This is a genomic window from Bradyrhizobium sp. 44, from assembly GCF_023073095.1.
GTDB lineage: Bacteria > Pseudomonadota > Alphaproteobacteria > Rhizobiales > Xanthobacteraceae > Bradyrhizobium.
Genome location: NZ_JADPIY010000029.1, coordinates 1,039,356 through 1,058,826 on the forward strand (window position 1 = coordinate 1,039,356; position 19,471 = coordinate 1,058,826).

General features: G+C 64.1%; 18 protein-coding genes and 1 tRNA gene. 9 read left to right on the plus strand and 10 right to left on the minus strand.

Going from position 1 to position 19,471, the window contains the following annotated elements:
• Positions 1 to 138: 138 nt before the first annotated feature.
• Entirely contained in the window at positions 139 to 876 is a 738-nt protein-coding gene (lipB, locus tag IVB41_RS30895) for a lipoyl(octanoyl) transferase LipB (protein WP_027567398.1), read from the minus strand.
• An 80-nt stretch (positions 877 to 956) separates the two neighbouring features.
• Between lipB and IVB41_RS30900 the strand changes: the two genes are divergently transcribed.
• Together IVB41_RS30900 and IVB41_RS30905 are read left to right on the plus strand one after the other, a co-directional pair.
• Positions 957 to 1,199, plus strand: a complete 243-nt coding sequence (locus tag IVB41_RS30900; protein ID WP_007603171.1) for a FliM/FliN family flagellar motor switch protein — start codon at positions 957 to 959, stop codon at positions 1,197 to 1,199.
• A gap of 184 nt (positions 1,200 to 1,383) precedes the next feature.
• Positions 1,384 to 1,468 (plus strand) — tRNA-Leu (locus tag IVB41_RS30905).
• 144 nt (positions 1,469 to 1,612) lie between these two features.
• Here IVB41_RS30905 and IVB41_RS30910 read toward each other — a convergent pair.
• The 3 genes from IVB41_RS30910 to fdhD all read right to left on the minus strand — a co-directional run bounded on the left by IVB41_RS30910 (position 1,613) and on the right by fdhD (position 4,104).
• On the minus strand, positions 1,613 to 2,434 hold the full coding sequence (locus tag IVB41_RS30910) for a DUF2182 domain-containing protein (RefSeq protein ID WP_247438003.1): 822 nt from the start codon (positions 2,432 to 2,434) through the stop codon (positions 1,613 to 1,615).
• 65 nt (positions 2,435 to 2,499) lie between these two features.
• Positions 2,500 to 3,129, minus strand: a complete 630-nt coding sequence (locus tag IVB41_RS30915; RefSeq protein WP_247438005.1) for a DUF1326 domain-containing protein — start codon at positions 3,127 to 3,129, stop codon at positions 2,500 to 2,502.
• 162 nt (positions 3,130 to 3,291) lie between these two features.
• A complete protein-coding gene (gene fdhD / locus IVB41_RS30920) occupies positions 3,292 to 4,104 on the minus strand; it encodes a formate dehydrogenase accessory sulfurtransferase FdhD (protein WP_247438007.1) in 813 nt (270 codons plus the stop codon).
• A gap of 177 nt (positions 4,105 to 4,281) precedes the next feature.
• Between fdhD and IVB41_RS30925 the strand changes: the two genes are divergently transcribed.
• On the plus strand, positions 4,282 to 6,603 hold the full coding sequence (locus IVB41_RS30925) for an FdhF/YdeP family oxidoreductase (protein WP_247438009.1): 2,322 nt from the start codon (positions 4,282 to 4,284) through the stop codon (positions 6,601 to 6,603).
• A 34-nt stretch (positions 6,604 to 6,637) separates the two neighbouring features.
• On the plus strand, positions 6,638 to 7,246 hold the full coding sequence (locus IVB41_RS30930) for a cysteine hydrolase family protein (protein ID WP_247361738.1): 609 nt from the start codon (positions 6,638 to 6,640) through the stop codon (positions 7,244 to 7,246).
• A 12-nt stretch (positions 7,247 to 7,258) separates the two neighbouring features.
• Here the strand turns inward: IVB41_RS30930 and IVB41_RS30935 are convergent, their stop codons facing one another.
• The 5 genes from IVB41_RS30935 to IVB41_RS30955 form a co-directional block, all read right to left on the minus strand.
• Entirely contained in the window at positions 7,259 to 8,419 is a 1,161-nt protein-coding gene (locus IVB41_RS30935) for a DUF305 domain-containing protein (RefSeq protein ID WP_247438011.1), read from the minus strand.
• The gene (locus IVB41_RS30940) at positions 8,416 to 8,595 is read right to left on the minus strand and encodes a CsbD family protein (protein ID WP_247286918.1); all 180 of its coding nucleotides are present in this window, start codon (positions 8,593 to 8,595) and stop codon (positions 8,416 to 8,418) included. The genes IVB41_RS30935 and IVB41_RS30940 overlap by 4 nt, the downstream gene beginning before the upstream one ends.
• Positions 8,596 to 8,740: 145 nt before the next feature.
• Positions 8,741 to 10,345, minus strand: coding sequence for an alpha-amylase family glycosyl hydrolase (locus IVB41_RS30945; protein WP_247438012.1), 1,605 nt, complete (start codon positions 10,343 to 10,345; stop codon positions 8,741 to 8,743).
• Positions 10,346 to 10,372: 27 nt separating this feature from the next.
• On the minus strand, positions 10,373 to 10,915 hold the full coding sequence (locus IVB41_RS30950; RefSeq protein ID WP_247438014.1) for a hypothetical protein: 543 nt from the start codon (positions 10,913 to 10,915) through the stop codon (positions 10,373 to 10,375).
• 12 nt (positions 10,916 to 10,927) lie between these two features.
• Entirely contained in the window at positions 10,928 to 12,103 is a 1,176-nt protein-coding gene (locus tag IVB41_RS30955; RefSeq protein ID WP_247438016.1) for a zinc-dependent alcohol dehydrogenase, read from the minus strand.
• 173 nt (positions 12,104 to 12,276) lie between these two features.
• Here IVB41_RS30955 and IVB41_RS30960 point away from each other — a divergent pair, with 173 nt between their 5' ends.
• Positions 12,277 to 13,059 (plus strand): SDR family oxidoreductase, encoded by a 783-nt coding sequence (locus tag IVB41_RS30960; protein ID WP_247438019.1) that lies wholly within the window; start codon positions 12,277 to 12,279, stop codon positions 13,057 to 13,059.
• Positions 13,060 to 13,402: 343 nt separating this feature from the next.
• Here the strand turns inward: IVB41_RS30960 and IVB41_RS30965 are convergent, their stop codons facing one another.
• Positions 13,403 to 13,807: a response regulator gene (locus IVB41_RS30965; protein WP_247287427.1), complete on the minus strand. Its 405-nt coding sequence runs from the start codon at positions 13,805 to 13,807 to the stop codon at positions 13,403 to 13,405.
• A gap of 88 nt (positions 13,808 to 13,895) precedes the next feature.
• On the opposite strand from IVB41_RS30965, the gene IVB41_RS30970 reads away from it, so the two are divergent.
• From IVB41_RS30970 to IVB41_RS30985, 4 genes are all read left to right on the plus strand, one after another.
• Positions 13,896 to 14,903, plus strand: a complete 1,008-nt coding sequence (locus tag IVB41_RS30970) for a chemotaxis protein CheB (protein WP_247286913.1) — start codon at positions 13,896 to 13,898, stop codon at positions 14,901 to 14,903.
• 8 nt (positions 14,904 to 14,911) lie between these two features.
• On the plus strand, positions 14,912 to 15,178 hold the full coding sequence (locus tag IVB41_RS30975) for a hypothetical protein (RefSeq protein WP_247286912.1): 267 nt from the start codon (positions 14,912 to 14,914) through the stop codon (positions 15,176 to 15,178).
• A 340-nt stretch (positions 15,179 to 15,518) separates the two neighbouring features.
• Positions 15,519 to 18,686, plus strand: a complete 3,168-nt coding sequence (locus IVB41_RS30980) for a CheR family methyltransferase (protein ID WP_247438021.1) — start codon at positions 15,519 to 15,521, stop codon at positions 18,684 to 18,686.
• Entirely contained in the window at positions 18,686 to 19,432 is a 747-nt protein-coding gene (locus IVB41_RS30985; RefSeq protein WP_247286909.1) for a Crp/Fnr family transcriptional regulator, read from the plus strand. The genes IVB41_RS30980 and IVB41_RS30985 overlap by 1 nt, the downstream gene beginning before the upstream one ends.
• Positions 19,433 to 19,471 lie beyond the last annotated feature (39 nt).

Consider the following 19,471-nt stretch of genomic DNA (forward strand, 5'->3'; position numbering starts at 1 on the left):
CTGGCGCTCGAACAGTCGGTCCGATGATCAATTCGCCCGGTATGAAATGTACTTTCCCGGCGGAGGGGGGAGGCGTGGGCGACACCGAGATCAAGCGTAGCTGATTCCGGGTTTGCGGAGAATGAGGAAGACCGGAAGTTAGGCCGCCGCTTCCGGCATCAGCGCCTGGGTCGGCCCGAACAGCTCCTCGAAGGCTTGCCGAAGCGCCACGTCGACATCGCTCATCGTCACGAGCTGGCCGAGGTCGACCAGCGAGGTGACGCCGTAGCGGGGATCGGCGACGCCGCAGGGCACGATGCCGTCGAAATGCGACAGCTCCGGCTCGACATTGATGGCGATGCCATGGAACGAGACCCAGCGCTTCAGCCGGACGCCAATCGCGGCGATCTTGTCCTCATGCTCGGGTCCCTTGTCGGGCCGCTTGACCCAGACGCCGACCCGGTCCTCGCGCCGCTCGCCACGGATGTTGAACGCGGCGAGCGTTCGCAGAATCAACTCTTCCAGGCTCGCGACATAGGCCCGGACATCCGGCCGGCGGCGCTTCAGGTCGAGCATGACATAGGCCACGCGCTGGCCGGGCCCGTGATAGGTGAGCTGGCCGCCCCGCCCGGTGGCAAAGGTCGGGAATCGGGCATCGAGCAGGTCAGATTCCTTGCCCGAGGTGCCGGACGTGTAGAGCGGGGGGTGCTCCAGCAGCCAGACCAGCTCCGGAGCTTCACCCGCCGCAATCGCCGCGACGCGCGCTTCCATTTCGGCCACGGCCTCCGGATAGGGCACGGGCGCGTCCGAAATCCGCCACTCCACGGGCTCGCCGGAGGAGGCGGAAAACGCCGTCAAATCGAGCTCTTGGCGGGGGTTTTGGGGTGAATTAACCATTGGCTAACCATAACCGGGTGATGATCCCAGGCGCAAATACCAAGTCCCTAGTCCTAGTCCCAAGTTGCGGTGGTGCTGAAGTGCCTACTCTCGACAAAGTCACCGTGGATCTCATGGTCGTCCTCGGGACGACAACCATGCCGATCCATCAAGTATTACGTCTTTCCCGCGGCGCCATCATCGAGCTGGACGCAACCGAGGCCGACGAGGTCAAGGTTTTGGCCAATAATTTGCCCGTCGCCTCCGGCGTCGTGCTGGTCGACCGCAACCGGATCGCGGTCGAGGTCAAGCAGATGCTGCCCCGTATCCCGGGCACGCGGTAGCGGCCTGGGCACACGTAGCGGCTTGGGCAGGCGGAAAAGGCTGATCCCGGCGCAAGGAGCCGGAACTTTCCTGCCAAGCTTGTGGAATTCAGGGTCTTTGGAGGCTTGTACCCCTCTGATGGATTTGTTAGATCGGCGCCGTTGATCCGGTTGGCCTTCAAGCCTCAAGCCGGCATCCCCAAAAGCGCTCGTGGCGGAATTGGTAGACGCGCTGCCTTGAGGTGGCAGTGAGTAAAATCGTGGGGGTTCGAGTCCCTCCGAGCGCACCAAGCAAACAGACACGCGAAAGATTGTTTCGCGATTTGCGGTGCCCGCCGTGTTCGCGCTGCGAATCCTGGAACGGGGCCTCCCCCAGTCTTCGATGTTCGATCTCGCGGCCGAGAGTCGGCGCGATCGTCGTCCGCGCCTCGCAATCACTTCGGCAAGGTCAGCAGGAGCCACGCGCCCGCGGCCACACAGGCAATGCCGGCAGCGCGCGCGATCCAGCGTCCCACCGGCGTGACTTTCTCCAAAAGTACAAGCAACGACAAAAGCGCAATCCAGAGCACGTTCATCACGCCGCCCACGAACAACAGCGCCATCAATACCCAGCAGCAGCCGACACAATAACCTCCATGCCGAAAGCCCAGCAGCACGCAACCCCGCAGGTCGCTGCGAAAGCCGCCGTGGCGCATCAGGAACAGAAACGGCGACTGGCATTGGGCGAGGCAGATGTCTTTGAGCCGTGTCCATTGATAGGCGCCCGCCGCGATCAGCACGATGCCGCCGAGCAGGTTGCTCGCGATCGCCATCCGGGAATCCAGCAGGGCAGCCCGCTCGATCGCCCATTGGAGCAGGGTGGCTGCCAGCGAAAAGCCGCACCAGGCCAGGAGATAGCCGGCGGCAAACCAGCCGGTCGCTGCGAATAGTTTGCCTTGCGCTTTGCCCTGTCGACCTACGCGGGCGTACATCAGGATCATGGGCGCGGCCGAGGGGGCCATCATTCCGACCATCATCACCGCCCACATCAGGAACACATAGGCGAACTCGATTGTTCGCCACGGCTGTTCGGCTGGCAGCATGATTCCGATCCCAGCCGGGATCATGCGGAACTCGGTCATGTCCATTCCGCCCATGTCCATGTCGTTGGCGAGCCAGAGCACATAGCTCCACGCCAGCGCGACCATGAGGACGATCGCGCCGCCGACGATCCAGCGATCGCGCCGCAGCACGGCTTCCAAGGGGCTGTCCGTCATTTGCGATTGAAGTTGTGCGATCGATGTTGCCGGCCACCGATGCAGGCCGGTATCTGGAGTTTACATCACGCCTGGTTCGACCAGCGGATCGGCGCATAGAGGCCGTTCCTGCCGGAATTATCCCAGCGCATGCCATGATCGCTGAAGGTATTGCCGGCAGCGCCGACTGCCATCACCATGGCGTCGGGGCTGACCGGATGGCCGATGTTCGTCCATATCTCGCCGCTCGGATGCATGGTCGGCAGGGGATTGACGGACATGTGCAGGATGCCGGGGATTTCCGCGGACCGCGCCTTGCCGTCGATCCGGAACGTGATCGGGACCTTGCGTACCCCCAGGTTCTTGCTGATCAGAGGCGCGAACGCGGCCATGGGACCGCCGGCACCGCCGGTGAAGATTGCAGCCAGGGCCTCGGTCTGGTCATCGTTGGCGCGCTGATCGATATAGGCGGCCACCGACCAGTCTCCGTCTGCCATGATCCCAGGTGCGTGGAGGATGACGAGCACATTCAGCTCATCGAGCGCGATATCGCCATAGCGGCCGGTCTCGATGTGGAAGATCAGCGGTACGTTGCAGAAGCCCTCGGTCGGTCGCGCGGTCAACGGCGGCGCCGCCGACATCAGGCAGGGGCACACGATGCTGCAATTGCAATTCTCGAAATAGTCACCGGAAAGGTGCCATGGGACATCCGCCATTGCTGTCTCCCGCTTGGCCGAACCCGATAGATGCTTTCGAATGAGCTACGTAGAGTTGAAAATTACGCTTCGTGAGGAAGCACCGCAAGCCGATTCCACCATCGACATATGTCGAGCAAGGTGAGCGCGACGAAGTTCGCTATCCCTCATGCCCGGGTTCCCTTAGTTTGCCTGCGGTCGAAACTCCGGCTCGATCTGGGTGGCCGCGGGCATGAACACCCGCGCCGGATGGCTGAAGATCTCGAATTCGTCGCCCCGTGCGATCCCGACAAGCGTAATGCCACTGGCCTCCGCCGTTCGGACCGCAAGCGCAGTCGGTGCAGACATGGCGACGACGATGCCGGCGCCCATCGCGGCGGTTTTTTGCACCATCTCGACCGATAGCCGGCTGGTGAGGATGACGGCGCCGGCGCCGCCGGATGCACCTTCGATGGCGAGAGCGCCGGCAAGCTTGTCGAGGGCGTTGTGGCGCCCCACGTCCTCGCGCACCATCATGGTCTTGCTGCCTGGCCGGAAAAAACCCGCGGCGTGAGCGGCGCGTGTCTTGTGGTTGAGGATCTGTGACTCGGTGAGGGCCGCGATGGCCGTGCTGATCTGCTCCGGCGTGAGGCCCGCCGGTTGCTCGACGCACTGAGCGATACGGCCGGCTTCGCGCAGGCTGTCGATGCCGCACAGGCCGCAACCCGTCGGCCCGACCAGATGTCGCCGTCGCTCCTTCAGCCGTCGCCCGGCATTCGGTCGCAGCCATAGCCGCAGTTCGATCCCGTCGGGACCGGGAACGACCGTGAGCTCCTCGATCTCGCCGATGTCGCCGATGATCCCTTCGGTCAGACTGAATCCCACAGCAAGGTCGGTCAGATCGGCGGGAGTTGCCATCACGACGGCGACGGTCGTTCCGTCGTAGACGAGTGCCACGGGACATTCCTCGGCCAGCATCCGCTCATCGTGCGTCCCGCTCGACGTGAGCCGGGGCATTCTCACGGATGGCGTGGGCATGGATGCGCGATCGTGTGCGCCGGATCGAGAGCCGTGCATGGGTGTTCGTCCTACGTCAATTCATCGACGCACGAACCGGAGCAAGGTTCCGAACGGTTGGAACTTGCCATCCCATCTCGGGTTCTGCGTGCAGGGCTTGCGATTGAAGGAAACGCCATGCGGCAAAAGGCAAAGGTCGAGAACAATGATGCGCCGGCAGGCGGCTGGGGCTCACTTAAAGCCGTTGCAAGCATCCTGACGCAGGAAGAGGTCGCCATTCTCGGCAGCGAGATCCTGCTCAAGCAGAACAAGCCCGACGGATTCATGTGCGTGAGCTGCTCCTGGGCCAAGCCGGCCAAGCCACGTCCATTCGAGTTCTGCGAGAACGGTGCCAAGGCGACCGCCTGGGAGATTACTAGCAAGACCGCGAGACCGGAGTTCTTTGCGCAACATACGCTGACTGCACTACGAACCTGGTCCGATCATCAACTGGAGGAGCAGGGGCGCCTGACGACGCCGATGCGTTACGACCTGGCAAGCGACAAATATCTAGCGGTCGACTGGGACGAGGCCTTTGCGGATATCGGCGCCGAGCTGAACCGGCTCGATCCCCGTTCCGTCGTGATGTACACGTCCGGACGTGCCTCGCTCGAAACCAGCTACATGTACCAATTGTTCGGCCGCATGTACGGCACCAACAATTTCCCCGACAGCTCGAACATGTGCCACGAGACGACGTCGGTGGCGCTGCCGGAGGTGATCGGAGTTCCGGTCGGCACGGTGCTGCTGGAGGATTTCGAGATCACCGATTGCATCTTCTTCTTCGGCCATAACACCACCACCAATGCGCCGCGCATGCTGCATCCGCTCCAGGAGGCGGCGCAGCGCGGCGTGCCGATCATAACGTTCAATCCGCTGCGCGAGCGCGGCCTGGAGCGTTTCGTCAATCCGCAAAATCCCGTCCAGATGATCGCAGGCGGCACGCGCATCAGCTCGCAATATTATCAGGTGCGTGTCGGCGGCGACGCGGCGGCGATCGTCGGGATTTGCAAATGGGTGATCGAGGCGGACGACCTCGCTCGGGAAAATGAAACTGCGCGCGTGGTGGATGCCGAATTCATCCGGCAGCACACGGTCGGCTTCGAGGAGTTCGCCGAATTCTGCCGTGCACAGGATTGGGAGGAGATCGAACGGGCCTCCGGGCTTTCGCGCGGTGCCCTGCGCGAGGCCGCGAACACTTATATGGAGGCCAAGGCCGTGATCGCCAATTACGGCATGGGCATCACCCAGCACAAGCACGGCGTCGAGACGAACAAGATGATCGTCAACCTGCTGCTGCTCCGCGGCAATATCGGCAAGCCCGGCGCGGGCATTTCCCCGATCCGGGGCCACTCCAACGTGCAGGGCCAGCGCACGGTCGGGATCTCCGAGAAGACCAAGCTGGTGCCGCTGGACAAGCTTGCGGAGCTCTACGGCTTCGAGCCGCCGCGGTGGGAGGGACTGTCCACCGTCGACGCCTGCCAGGGCATTCTGAAAGGCGACGTTCGCGGCTTCGTCAGCCTCGGCGGCAATTTCCTGCGCGCCGTTCCCGAGCGGTCCCTGATGGAGCCCGCCTGGTCCGGCCTGCGCCTATCGGTGCAGATCGCGACCAAGCTCAACCGGACCCACCTCGTGCCGGGCGAGGTCACTTATCTGCTGCCGTGCCTCGGCCGGATCGAGATCGACCGGCAGGCCAGCGGCGCACAAGCGGTGTCGATGGAGGATTCCACCACCTGCATTCACGGATCGCGCGGCCAGCGCAAGCCGGTGGCCGACCATCTCCTGTCGGAGCCGGCGATCGTCGCCGCCCTGGCGAAGGCGACGTTGAAGCCCAATCCCAAGATCGATTGGGACGCCTGGGTCGCCGACTATTCGCGGGTTCGGGACGCCATCGAGCGCACCTATCCCGACCAGTTCAAGGACTTCAACGCGCGCCTGTTCGAACCCGGCGGTTTTGCGCGGCCGCTCGCGGCGCGCGAGCGGAAGTGGAAGACCCCGAACGGCAAGGCCAACTTCACCGTTCCGAGGTCGGCCTTCGCGCCGCCCCGGGAGACCGACGGCGTCTACGAGCTGATGACACTGCGCGCGGACGGGCAGTTCAATACGACGATCTACGCCGAAGGCGATCGCTTTCGCGGCATCGAGGGCGGCCGCTACGTCGTGTTCATGAATCCCGCTGACATGGAGGAAGACGGGCTAAAATCGGGAGATACCGTCACGCTGGTGACGGAGGCGGGCGATGGCGTCACGCGCAGCTTGAGCGAGCTCCAAATCGTCCCCTATGGCATCCCGCGCAGGAGCATTGCGGCCTATTATCCCGAGTGCAACGTGCTCATTCCGCTCTGGCATCAGGCGGAGGGCAGCAAGGTCCCTGCTGCGAAATCCATTCCGGTGCGTTTGTCCAAGGACGTCCTTCCGGAGATCGTCGAGGGCGGAGAGGCTCCGATCTCGGCGTCGTGAACGCCGTCGATCGCGCCCACAGGAGTGAAGGACGATGAGAGACAGCGCGTCGGAAGTGACCGGCATCAGCGACGCCGTTCACTTGTGCATCGACATGCAGAACATCTTCGCTCCCGGCGGTCTCTGGGCGACGCCATGGATGGCGAGAGTATTGCCGACGATCGCCTCGATCGTTTCGCGCCATCAGGCCAGAACGATCTTCACGCGATTCATCACGCCCGAGAACCCGGAGGATCGGCCCGGACAGTGGCAGAGCTATTTTCGTCGCTGGCGCGAAGCGACCCGCAAGCATCTTCCGCCATCTGGTCTCGAACTCGTGCCGGCCCTGAGCCGCTTCGTTCCTCCGGCGGCCGTCATCGACAAGCCGGCCTATTCGGCGTTCAGCAATCCCGGCCTCGCCAGCCTGCTGATCGACAAGAACGTCGGCACAGTCGTGATCACGGGCGCAGAGACTGACGTCTGCGTGCTCTCGACGGTCCTGAGCGCCGTCGATCTCGGCTTCAGGGTCGTCATCGTCGAGGATGCGCTGTGCAGCTCGTCCGATGTCGGCCACGATGCGCTCATGACGATGTACCGCACCCGCTTTCATGGACAGGTCGATCTGATGACCGCCGAGGAATTGGCGGAGTTCTGGCGCGAGTAGGGTGCAATCTACTCAATTGACGTTGTCGCCGAGCATGTTGCGGAACGCCGTGGTGACGGCAGCAATGCCGCTCGCGCGGTGCATGAGCGCGATCTCCCCCTGCTGCTCGTGGCGGATGGCGTGGGCCATAACACGCAGGCGCAGATCGCCGCCGCTATGCCACATCTGGTCGGCCATCCTGACCGCGCCGGCGTGATGCTTGCTCATCGTCTCGACGAACACCGTGTCGAATTGGTACGCCGGCGCGGTCTTGACCTGTCGCATCTCGGCCTGTGTCAGGAAGCCCGGCATCGCGGCACGTTCGTCCGTGCTGCAATCGGGCATCTCGGTGTCGAACCAGCTCAGCCACCAGGTCTCGAAAATCTGGTTCTCGCCGGTCTGGCTCGCGACCATCAGCATCGCCAGCTTTCGCAGGTGCGGGTCCTGCGCGCGCTCCGCGGCGATCCGCGCCAGCGCGATGCCCTGGGCGTGATGCGCGGTCATGTGACGGATGTAAGTCTGGTCCGCATCTCTGTCGTGGCCCATCCACGGCGGCTCGTAACCGTGGCTGCCGAACAACGCGGTCGCGCCGAGCAGCGCGATCAAGGCCAGCGCGCCGGTGATCCAGGCATTGGTGAAGCGAACATCGCGCGCGGGTGCAGCTCCCCCCGTCCAGCGCAGCCTGGCGAACAGGGGGTACATCACGGCCGAGGAGCTGTGGACGAGCAGGCCGATCCAGTACGGCTGCTGCAGCGTGAACAGCGGCTGCCAGAACGGAAACAGCGGCACCAGCACGAACCATTCCATGCTTGACGAGAACACGGCCCATGGCAGGGCGAGCAGGAGGATCGTGAGCGGCCGCAGGTCGGCGGTCAAGCGTCCGAGCACACCGAAGAACACCAGCGCCCACGAGAAGTCCGCCCATTGGTGGAATGCGATCCCGGCAAGGATCGCGCTCCACGACGGCTCTGCGCTGATCGCCCAATCGCGCGCGGGAATGGCGGCGACCGTCATCCAGTCGACGGCGGCATCGCGTCCGATGCGCGCGGCGAAGAGCTGGCTGACGATGGTCGAGAAGGTGCTGCTGATCAGGCCGAGTTGGGCAGCGGCGATCCAGCGGGAGCGCCGCCGTGAGGCGGCTTCATCACCGGGGCGAATTGAACTGGAAATGGCGGACGGCGCGGCGGCGTTCACGTCAGCTGATTGAGTTTCTTCAACGGATTGAGCTCGCTCGGCTTGCTCTGTTCGTCCCGGCCGCGCCCCGCTTGCTCCTTGCCTTCCTCATGGAGATCCTGATCGCCGACGATCTCGCCGACGGCCTGTTTCGCCTTGCCAGCGATCCGCTGACCGAGGCCCTTGGTCTTGCTCATGGTCTGCCTCCAGGCTCACGCCGTGACCCCGGCGCTTGAAGGGGGATGAGCGCCGGGGCCGCGGTTTCGTCTATTCAGCCTCCGGCAGGGGGGACGTCGGAAGCGTTGAATGAGACTCGCTGACGCGTGGATGGTTCCTCGGGCGTCATCTTGGCTCGAGTTCGATGATCACGCCTTCATTGCCGCGGAGCAGGATGGTGGCGCCCGGCAACCGCTCGGACGGCAGGTCGAGATGCGTCGACATCAACAGGCGGCCGCGACCTTGCCAATGCAATTTCCGCGGCTCGGCGGCAATGTTGAGCGCGACCAGAATGTCGTTGCCGCCGTCCGTCCGCCTGTAGGCAAGAACATCGTTCTGCGAGCGCAGCGGCTCGTAGCCGCCGTGACGCAGGCGCGCCTGCTCGTGCCGCAGCGTCATCAGCGCGCGAAACAGCGCCAGGATCGAACGCGCATCGCGCTGCTGCGCGGCCACGTTGGCCGCGCCGTCGGGCGGCTCCAGCGGCAGCCATGGGTCGCCGGTGGTAAAGCCACCGTTGGTGCTGTCGTCCCATCGCATCGGCGCGCGTTCGGGATCGCGGCAAAGGCCAAACCCCGGCACGAGCTTCTCGAAGGGATCGCGGACGCGGTCGGGCGGAACGGGAACGCGCTTGCGACCGATCTCGTCGCCCATGAAGAAGAACGGCGTTCCCCGCAGCGTCATCAGCAGCATCGCCAGCACCCGCATCTGCGCGTCGCCGATTTTGCTCGCAATCCGCTGCTTGTCGTGACCACCGACAACCCAGACCGGCCATGCATGATCCGGGATGGCGTTGAAATACGCGTCGATCGTCGCTTGCAGCGACAGTGCGTCCCAGGGGGCGTCGAGCAGCGCGAAATTGAGCGGCAGATGCAGGCGCGGCCGGTCGTTGCCGTAGAAGTGCCCGATGCGGTCGGTCTTGCCCTGGACCTCGCCGCACAACATCCGCCCCGGATAGCCATCGATCACCTCGCGGATGAATTCGATGCAATCCATCGTCTCCGGCCGATCGTCGGTAAAGACCGGCGTCTGGCGCTGCGGCGGCGGCTTGCCTTTGGCTTGCGGGTTATGCGGATTGTCGCGCAGCAGCGCGTCCTTGATCAGGACCGCGCTGGCATCGACGCGAAAGCCGTCGACGCCGCGATCAAGCCAGAAGCGCATGACATCGGCGATCGCGGCGCGCAGCTGCGGGTTGCGCCAGTTCAGATCGGGCTGCTCGACCAGGAACGAATGGTAGTAATATTGCCGCCGCGCCTCGCACCATTCCCAGCCGCTGCCGCCGAAGCGGCTCAGCCAGTTGTTGGGCGGGCCGCCGTTCTCGGCCCCGTCGGCCCAGATGTACCAATCGGCCTTCGCGCTGTTCCGCGAGCTGCTGCTCTCGACGAACCATGCGTGATCATTCGCAGTATGGTTGGGCACGAGATCGAGGATCACGCGGATCCCCGCCGTGTGCAGGGCCTTGAGCAGGCGGTCGAACGCATCGAGGCTACCGAACGCCGGGTCGATGGAGCAGTAGTCGGAGATGTCGTAGCCGAGGTCGCGGAAGGGGCTCTTGTAGATCGGCGTCAGCCACACCGCGTCGACGCCGAGCCATTTCAGATAGTCGATCCGTGATGTCAGGCCGGCGAGGTCGCCCTTGCCGTCACGGTCCGAGTCCTGGAACGAGATCAGTGCGATTTCGTAGATGACGGCGGATTTCCACCAGGCACCTTCATCACGGGACTCGTCGCTCATTGCCTTGCATCACCTCGTCGTGCGTCTTCAGGTCCGTCCCGCCGTGGCGTGCGCCGCGATCTGTTTGGCCGCGGTCCGGGCGCTCTCGATGCCCTTGGGAAAGCCGCTGCGGTTCGGATACAGCTTGCGCCGGGCGTCGCGCGGCGGCCGCCGCGGCTTGGTGTCCTGCGCGGCGCGGTAGTCGAGCATCGCGATTCCGCCGACCATCAGCAGCGCCAGCGCGATATTGCCCTTTTTGGGATTATCCGCGGTCAACCCGGAAAGCAGCGCGGCGGCATCGAGGCCGTCGCCGCCGACGCGGGCCCACAGGCCGGCGTTCTTCTCGACCGAGAGCGTCGTGACCCCGGCCAGGATCTCGCGCACGCCGAAGGCGCGGACCAGCGTCTCATGGCCTTCCATGCCCAGCGTTTCCGTGACGCGCCGTGGCGCGAAGAATTCGACGACGCCGAGGCCGATGCTGAACCAGCCGAGCGCGCGGGCGAGCTGGTCTTCGGGGCGCTTCAGGCTCGGGCCGCCCGCGACGATCTTCGGATCGCCCTTGGTGCGAACGATGTTGGAGAAATGAAACATGTATCTGGCTCCTCAGGGCTTCAGCACGACCTTGACGCAGGAGTCGCGCTTGTCGCGAAACACCTGATACATCTCGGGACCTTGGCTGAGCGGGACGGTGTGGGTGATGACAAAGGACGGATCAATCTGGCCTTCCTCGATGCGATGGAGCAGGTCGTCGGTCCAGCGGTTGACGTGGGTCTGGCCGGTGCGCATTGTCAGGCCCTTGTTCATGAAGGCGCCCATCGGAAGCATGTCGGAGAATCCGCTGTACACGCCCGCCACCGAAAGGATGCCGCCGGGACGGCAGACATAGATCATCTCGCGCAGCACATGCGGCCGGTCGCTCTCCACCATCACCATCTGCTTGGCGCGGTCGAGCAGCGTGTCGGGCAGGGAGGCCATCACATGCGACTCCATCCCGACGCAATCGATGCATTTCTCGGGGCCTCTGCCGTCGGTGAGCTCCTCGAGCCGCTCCAGGACGCTTTCGTTCTCGAAATTGATGGTGGTGGCGCCGCCGGCTTCGGCCATGCTGAGCCGTTCAGGCAGGCAGTCGATCGCGATAACCTGGTTGGCGCCGAGCAGGATGGCGCTGCGGATCGCCATCTGCCCCACGGGCCCGCAGCCCCAGATCGCGACCGTATCGATCGGCTCGATGTCGCATTGCACGGCGGCCTGCCAGCCGGTCGGGAAGATGTCGCTAAGGAACAGCAATTGCTCGTCGGGAATTCCGGCGGGCACCTTGATGTGGGTGGCGTCGGCAAAGGGCACGCGCAGATATTCGGCCTGGCCGCCGGGATAGCCGCCGGTCAGATGCGTGTAGCCGAACAGGCCGGCGCCGGAATGACCGAACACCTTTTCAGCGAGATGGCGCTTGCGGTTGGTGGTCTCGCAGACGGAGAAATTGCCGCGCTTGCACTGGTCGCATTCGCCGCAAATGATCGTGAAGGGCACGACGATGCGGTCGCCCTTCTTCAGCTTGCCATCAACCCCCGAGCCGACCTCGACCACTTCGCCCATGGTCTCGTGGCCCATGATGTCGCCGGGCAGCATGCCCGGTATGTAGTTGTGAAAGAGGTGCAGGTCCGAACCGCAGATGGCACAGCTCGTGACTTTAATGATCGCGTCGCGCGGATCCTGAATCTCGGGATCGGTGACGGTGTCGCAGCGAATGTCTTCCTTGCCGTGCCAAACCAGCGCCTTCATCTCTGTCCTCCCGCGAGCTACGAGGCATCCAAGTCGAACAGCGAACGATGGTTGCTATCGCACGGTGCAGAATCTTTGCGCCGCACCAGAGTGCGTCCCCGATAGGAACGAGCGGCCACCGCGGTGATTGGAGCGTCATCAATCCCACTCAAGGACTAGCGAAGGATACGCTCATGGCCGCGAACCAACTTGCAGTCGTTACCGGCGCCTCCACCGGCATCGGCCTGGAACTCGCCAGATGTTGTGCCCAAGGAGGCTTCAACCTTGTCATCGCTGCCGATGAGCCCGAGATCGAGAGGGTGGCCGTGGATCTCCGCAGGCTCGGCACCAGCGTCGAGGCGGTCGAGGCCGATCTCGCCACCACCGAAGGCGTCGACAAGCTCTGCGCCGCGGTCGGCGACCGGCCGATCGACGCGCTGCTGGCCAATGCCGGTGTCGGCCTCGGTAAGGCCTTCCTTGACCAGGATTTTGCCAGGATCAGGCACCTTGTCGACACCAACATCACCGGCACGCTGTATCTGATCCATCGCGCCGGCAACGAGATGCTTCGCCGCAATTCGGGCCGTATCCTGATCACGGGCTCGATCGCTGGATTCACGCCGGGCAGCTTCCAGGCGGTCTACAACGCCAGCAAGGCATTCCTCGATTCATTCTCGTTCGCGCTCCGCGAGGAGCTGCGCGACAGCGGCGTCACCGTCACCTGCCTGATGCCGGGCGCCACGGAAACCGAGTTCTTTCGCCGCGCCGACATGATGGACACGAAGGTCGGCACCGAGCCGAAGGACAGCGCCTACGACGTGGCGAAGGCCGGCTTCGACGCCATGTTGCGCGGCGAGTCCGACATCGTGACCGGAATGAAGAACAAGATCCAGACCACAATCGCCAACGTCACGCCCAACGAGATGTTGGCCAAGCAGCATCGCAAGATGGCGGAGCCGGGCACGGCGAAGTCGTAGAACGATGCCGTCGCAATCTATGCTGAGGGCCCCGCCGCTCCCGCGGATCGACAAAGGAGGAATCCGATTCACATAGCCTAATGCGCGTGGCTTCCCAGTCCGCCAGATTGGTTCGGCTGGAGAAGGGGGCTGTGATGCCGATGGATCGCGTCGAACAGGCCTTTATCGCAACGGCAATCACGGGTTTTCTGGTGATGATGGCGGCGATCGTCTGGATGATGATGGGTTAATGGCGGGGAGGGCTGCTGATTTGCGGATCGCGTTGCCCTATGCTGCGGTGCTCCTGTGCCTGGCGGTGACCGCTTGGCTCGCTTTCGCGCATCTGTTCTGATCGCCGTTCGGCTCACCCCTGCGGGTCGGCGATCAGTGCGGCCAGCCTGTGGGCCATCGCCGGCAGATCGATCGGTTTCTCCAGGATCAACACGTCGTGGAATTCCGGACTGATCGTGACCTTGTCGTATCCGGTCGTGAAGAGGAACGGTATGTTCCGTGCCTTCAGTTCGCGCGCGACAGGAAAGATCATCTCGCTGCGGATGTTCACGTCGAGCACGGCGGCATCCAGGATGCTGCCGTCGTGCAGGATCCTGAGTGCGTCCGCGAGATCGCCGACGGGGCCCGCGACGTCTGCGCCGAGCGCGCGACATGCCTTGCCAATGTCATCGGCGAGAAAATATTCGTCCTCGACAACGAAGATCCGCCGCCCGCTGAGCGGCGGCAGCGGATCTGACGACGTGGGCGATATCACCATGACGCCTCCCATGCCTTCCTTTCCGGTCCGTAGGAACATAGGGCGGTGACCCGCCTTGGTACAAACGTTACAACCGAAAGTGGGTTCCATGAGCAACCGCGACATCATCGTCATAGGTGGCTCGGCCGGCGCGACCGCACCGCTGAAGCAGATCCTGGGCCGCCTGCCGCCGGATCTGCCCGCGGCGGTGTTCATCGTGCTGCACATCCCGGCGCAAGGCATCGGCATTCTCTCGACGGTCGCCAGCAGCGCCGGCCCGCTCCCGGTCCGGCAGGCCGAAAACGGCATGAAGATCGAGCCGGGCCAGGTTTATCTGGCCGCACCCGACCATCATCTGCTGCTGTCAGAGGATCGCGTGTTCCTCGGGCGGGGTCCGCGCGAGAACATGGTGCGGCCGGCCATCGACGCCTTGTTTCGCTCGGCCGCCATCAATTACGGCCCGCGCGTGATCGGCGTGCTGCTCAGCGGCCTGTTGTCCGACGGTGCGGCCGGTCTCAACGCGATCAAGCGTTGCGGCGGGATATCCGTGGTTCAGGACCCCTCGGACGCCATCGCCGATGAGATGCCAAGGAGCGCCCTGGAGGCCTCCATCATCGATCTTTGCGTCCCAGGCGCCGGAATGGGTGATGTCCTGTCCGATCTCACCAGGGAAGTTGCCGGCGCCGCGCTGCCGATCCCGCCGGAGATCCGGCTCGAGGTCGAGATCGCGGCCGGCGAGCGGATCGGCAGTGACAAGCTCATCTCGGTGGCTGATCCGGTTGCGCTGACCTGTCCGGCCTGCGGGGGGGTGCTGTCCGAGATTAAGGAAGCGCACCCGATGCGCTTCCGTTGCCAGGTCGGTCACGCCTACACCGCCGACATCCTCGCCAAGGAGCAGGAAGGGCAAGTGGATGAAGCCCTGCGGGTCGCGCTGCGTATCATCGAGGAGCGGGCGGAGCTAGTGCAGCGCATGGCCGCCGACGGCCGGCGCAGTGGCCGGCCCGCGGTTGCCGAGATGTACCAGGCGCGGGCTGCCGAATATCGCGAATATGCCGACATGATCCGGCGGGTTGTGCTAAAGTCGCTCGATCCTCCGGTTCGCAACCGGGAGGCTTGAGGGTCGCCATGAACATTTCCCTCGCCGAATGGACCGAGCAGCTCGATACCGAGCGCCGCCATCTGATCAAGGCCGATCGTGATATCGATGAGGGTTGGCAGCGCATCCGAGACCAGGAGGATCGGATTCGTGCACTCAGTGCCGGCAGCCATGAGGCGGCCCTGGCGGAGCGGTTGGCGGAGGCCCTGAAGCAGACCCTGACCGAATGGCTGCGCCATCGTGTCCTGATCGAGCAGCGGATCGCCTACCTTCGGCAGCAAGTCGGTCCGGAGTGATCCGGGCGGCAGGCCGCCCGAAATCTGCGCCGAGTTCATACATGAAGTCGAGTTGCCGCTCGACGTTGCGGCGCAAACGGTCGTTCTCGCGGAGCAGCCGGCGGGCGGTCGCGGTGGCATCCTCGGCCCGCCTGATCAGGGCCGCGAGTTCGTCGGACGTTTGCATCCTAGGGCTCCTGCCGCACGCAACTATGGGCCCGTGGTCGGGAATTGACAACGACGCTCGCTGTATGGAACGCAGCGTGGCATTTCCGCCTTTCACCTGTTGAGATAACGTCAATTCTGCTATTGCGGCGAGCGGGCATCCGGTCCCGGCACTGAATGAGAGCCACCGAAGACCATGCATGAAGTCGGCGACCAGTCGGTCGAAAGAGAGCGCCAGATCAACTCCCCGCTGATCATCGGGGTGGGTGCCCCGCCGACCGCTCTGGGCAGCATCGAACGCTTCTTTGGCAAGTTGACCCTTGGGGCCGACCAGGCCGTCGTGCTGGCGCTTCAACATCATGAGGCGCTCGATGAACCCCGGCTGCGCCGGATCGTGCAGAATTCCAGCGGCGGCAAGATCGCCGACATCAGCGACGGCCAGACCATCGAGGGCGGCACGATCTACCTATGCCCGCCGGCGATGATCACCACCATCCGTGGCGGGCGCTTCGCAGTCCGAGAGGCCGAGCAGGCGCCGGGCGAGCGGGCCACCATCGACAGCTTCCTGGTGTCGCTGGCTGAAGAACGCGCCGAGCAATCGATCGGTGTGATCCTGTCAGGCATCGGCGGCGATGGCACGCTGGGTACTGCGACGCTGAAGGATCACGGTGGTCTCGCGATCGCCGAAAAAGGCGCGAGCGACGAGGCGGATCATCTGAAGGACGCCGATACGCCGGCCGCGATCGCCGACTACGTGCTGACCGCCGAAGACATCGCCGAGCACATCCAGGTCTATGCCCGTCATCTGCGGCGGCTGGAAGAGAAGCAGGGGTTCGACGAGGTCTTGGCCGCTGCGGCGACCTCGCTGTCGCGCATTGCCGACGTCCTGCGCAGCAAGACCGGCAATGATTTCCACGGCTACAAGCAGAATACCTTTCTGCGCCGCGTGCAGCGACGCATGCAGGTGGTTCAGATCGCCGATATTTCCGCCTATGTCGATTTCCTGCGCAACGACCAGGACGAGGTGCAGCACCTCTTCAACGATCTCTTGATCGGCGTCACCGAATTCTTCCGCGACAAGCGCGAATTCGAGGTGCTGGAGAGCCAGATCGTCCCGAAGATCTTCGAAGGCAAGACCGCGGGCCAGCAGGTTCGCGTCTGGGTGCTCGGCTGCGCCACTGGAGAGGAGGCCTATTCGATCGGTATCCTCCTGCGCGAGCACATGGCAAAAATGGACTCCGCGCCGCAGGTTCAGATCTTCGCTACCGATATCGACGGGCGGGCGCTGGCGACCGCGCGCGTCGGCCGCTACCGCACCAAGATCGAGGCGGACATGACCAGCGAGCGGCTGGCGCGCTGGTTCGTGCGCGAGGGTGACACCTATTGCGTGGTCAAGGAGCTGCGCGAAATGTGCATCTTCTCGCAGCATAACGTGATCAAGGACGCACCGTTCTCCAAGCTCGATCTCGTCTCCTGCCGCAACCTGCTGATCTATCTCAATGCCGAACTGCAGAACCGGGTGATCCCGCTATTCCATTTCGCACTTCTGCCGGATCGCTACCTGTTCCTCGGCAATTCCGAGAACGTGACGCGGCATCCAAAACTGTTCGTGCCGATCGACCGCCGCGCCCGCATCTTCAAGAAGCTCGAGACCGGAACGCGGCTGCCGCCGGAATTTCCAATCACGACCGCTGCGGGGAGGGCAACCCTCGAGGTGGTGCCGGCGCGCTCGTTCCGCCCCGACGTCGGGCTGGAGCGCCGCGCGCAGCGGGTCGCGGAACGCTACTCGCCGGCCTATGTCATCATCGACGGCAACTTTCAGGTCCTGCATTTTTCCGGGCGCACCGGCCGCTTCATCGAACCGACGGCAGGGGTCGCTACGCTAGACCTGCTCCAACTCGTCCACCGCGATCTCCGCCTGGAACTGCGCGCGGTGCTCAGTCGCGCGACGGAGACCAACGAGGCCGCCCATGTCGTGCAGGTGCAACTCGGCGCCAACGGCCATCGCATTCTCGTCGACATCACGGTGGAGCCGATTCAGGATGGCGGCAGCGGCCACCGCAATTTCGTCGTCCTGTTCAAGGAAGGCCCGGTCCGCGCCATTGATCCCGAAGAGGGCCAGCCCAATGCGCTGGTGCAGACCGAGCATGTGGAGCGTATCGAAGGCGAGCTGCGGGCGACGCGGGAGCGCCTTCAGGCGACCATCGAAGAACTCGAAAGCACCAACGAGGAGCTGAAGTCCTCGAACGAGGAATACCAGTCGCTCAACGAAGAGCTTCAGTCCGCAAACGAAGAGCTCGAAACCTCGCGCGAGGAACTGCAGTCTGTCAACGAGGAGCTGACCACCGTGAACGGCGAGCTGGCCCACCGCGTCCAGGAATTGACGCGCGCCACCAGCGACCTCGAGAATTTCCTGGAGAGCACCCAGATCGCGACCGTGTTCCTCGACAACGATTTGCGGGTGATGAACTTCACGCCGGCGATCACGCAAATTCTGCATCTCGTCGAAACCGACACGGGCCGTCCCATCGCGCATATCAAGGCGCGCATCCCGATCGAGGAGCTCTATGACGACATTCGCGGCGTGCTGCGCACGCTCGCCATCGCCGAGCGCGAGCTGAGGGACCCCGACGGCGGCACGCGCTACATCGTGCGCATCCTGCCCTATCGCAGTATCGACAATTTCATCGCCGGGGTCGTCATCACTTTCGTCGACATCACCGCCATTACCCGCGCCGAGGAGCGGCAGCGCCTGCTGCTGGCCGAGCTCCAGCACCGCGTCCGCAACACGCTCGGCGTGGTGCGCTCGATCGCGCGTCGCACGGCCGATACGAGCTCGACGGTCGAGGAGTTTGCTTCCCACCTCGACGGCCGGCTCAACGCATTCGCCCGTACCCAGGCGCTGGTGACCCGCGACCCCGAGGGCGGCGTTGATCTCGAATACCTCGCGGTCGAGGAGCTGCTGGCCTATAATGCGAGAGAAGGCGAGCAGGTGCGTGTCAGCGGGCCCACGGTGCGTTTTCACTCGAAGGCCGCGGAAACCTTCGCGCTTGCCATTCACGAGCTCGCGACCAACGCGCTGAAATATGGCGCCCTGAGCCGGCCGACGGGTCGCATCGAGATTTCCTGGCGCATTGAGCAGGGCACCGAGCCGGCGGAGCTGGTATTCGAGTGGCGGGAGCGCGGTGGGCCGCCGGTTGCGCCGCCGCCGCACAAGGGATTTGGGACCGAGCTCCTGGAGCGCACACTCGCGTTCGAGTTCAAGGGGCAGACCACGATGGCATTCAATCCGAGGGGACTGGAATGCACGATCGCCATTCCCCTCAGCAAGCGCGCGTTTCATACACCGGCGGTAGCCAACTGATGCCCTTGTCGACGCTAGATCGCAGCCTGCTGGATCCGGTCATTCGCCGGCTGAACGTGCTGAGATCGTTGTCGGCCGAGGCCCGCACCTCGCTCGAATACGCAATGCTCGAGGGAATCCAGCGCGCAGGGGCGGGCGAGGATCTGATCTCGGAGGGCGATCCGGTCGACAGCGTGCGCCTGGTGCTGTCGGGCTGGCTCTGCCGCTACAAGACGCTCGAGGATGGCAGGCGCCAGATCGTCAATTTTCTCTTTCCGGGCGAGAGTTGCGACGCGCACGCGTTCCTGCTGTCGGTGATGGATCATTCCATCGCGGCGATGACGCCGGTCGTCTATACCGAAATCAAGCGCGCGCGGTTCGAGGGTCTGGTGGCGGGCGACCGTGGGCTCGCGGAAGCGTTCTGGTGCGAGACCCTCGTCAACAACGCCATCCAGCGCGAATGGGCCATCAATCTCGGCCGCCGGGTGGCCTTCGAACGCGTGGCCCATCTGTTCTGCGAGATCATCGAGCGGCTGCGGCCCGTCGGCATGGTCGAGGGCAATTCCTGCGTGATGCCGGTGACGCAAATGGATCTTGCGGACGCCACCGGCCTGTCGGTGGTCCACCTCAACCGCACGGTTCAGGAGCTGCGTGCCTCCGGCCTGATCGTGCTGCGCGATCGCACGCTGACCATCACCGATCTCGATGCTCTCAAGGACGCGGCGCTGTTCTCGCCGAGCTATCTGCAACTCTATCGACGGGCCTAAGCGCTTTCTCGCCTGGGAACGGTCGTTGGTCCGGTATCC

Bases quoted from the DNA above. Each gene is read 5' to 3' on its own strand.
- IVB41_RS30970 (WP_247286913.1), top strand. From the start codon at position 13,896: ATGAGCAACCGCGACATCATCGTCATAGGTGGCTCGGCCGGCGCGACC.
- IVB41_RS30950 (WP_247438014.1), bottom strand. From the start codon at position 10,915: ATGTTTCATTTCTCCAACATCGTTCGCACCAAGGGCGATCCGAAGATC.
- IVB41_RS30975 (WP_247286912.1), top strand. From the start codon at position 14,912: ATGAACATTTCCCTCGCCGAATGGACCGAGCAGCTCGATACCGAGCGC.
- IVB41_RS30910 (WP_247438003.1), bottom strand. From the start codon at position 2,434: ATGACGGACAGCCCCTTGGAAGCCGTGCTGCGGCGCGATCGCTGGATC.
- IVB41_RS30980 (WP_247438021.1), top strand. From the start codon at position 15,519: ATGCATGAAGTCGGCGACCAGTCGGTCGAAAGAGAGCGCCAGATCAAC.
- IVB41_RS30940 (WP_247286918.1), bottom strand. From the start codon at position 8,595: ATGAGCAAGACCAAGGGCCTCGGTCAGCGGATCGCTGGCAAGGCGAAA.
- IVB41_RS30915 (WP_247438005.1), bottom strand. From the start codon at position 3,129: ATGGCGGATGTCCCATGGCACCTTTCCGGTGACTATTTCGAGAATTGC.
- lipB (WP_027567398.1), bottom strand. From the start codon at position 876: ATGGTTAATTCACCCCAAAACCCCCGCCAAGAGCTCGATTTGACGGCG.
- IVB41_RS30925 (WP_247438009.1), top strand. From the start codon at position 4,282: ATGCGGCAAAAGGCAAAGGTCGAGAACAATGATGCGCCGGCAGGCGGC.
- IVB41_RS30965 (WP_247287427.1), bottom strand. From the start codon at position 13,807: ATGGTGATATCGCCCACGTCGTCAGATCCGCTGCCGCCGCTCAGCGGG.
- IVB41_RS30930 (WP_247361738.1), top strand. From the start codon at position 6,638: ATGAGAGACAGCGCGTCGGAAGTGACCGGCATCAGCGACGCCGTTCAC.
- IVB41_RS30955 (WP_247438016.1), bottom strand. From the start codon at position 12,103: ATGAAGGCGCTGGTTTGGCACGGCAAGGAAGACATTCGCTGCGACACC.
- IVB41_RS30985 (WP_247286909.1), top strand. From the start codon at position 18,686: ATGCCCTTGTCGACGCTAGATCGCAGCCTGCTGGATCCGGTCATTCGC.
- fdhD (WP_247438007.1), bottom strand. From the start codon at position 4,104: ATGCCCCGGCTCACGTCGAGCGGGACGCACGATGAGCGGATGCTGGCC.
- IVB41_RS30960 (WP_247438019.1), top strand. From the start codon at position 12,277: ATGGCCGCGAACCAACTTGCAGTCGTTACCGGCGCCTCCACCGGCATC.
- IVB41_RS30945 (WP_247438012.1), bottom strand. From the start codon at position 10,345: ATGAGCGACGAGTCCCGTGATGAAGGTGCCTGGTGGAAATCCGCCGTC.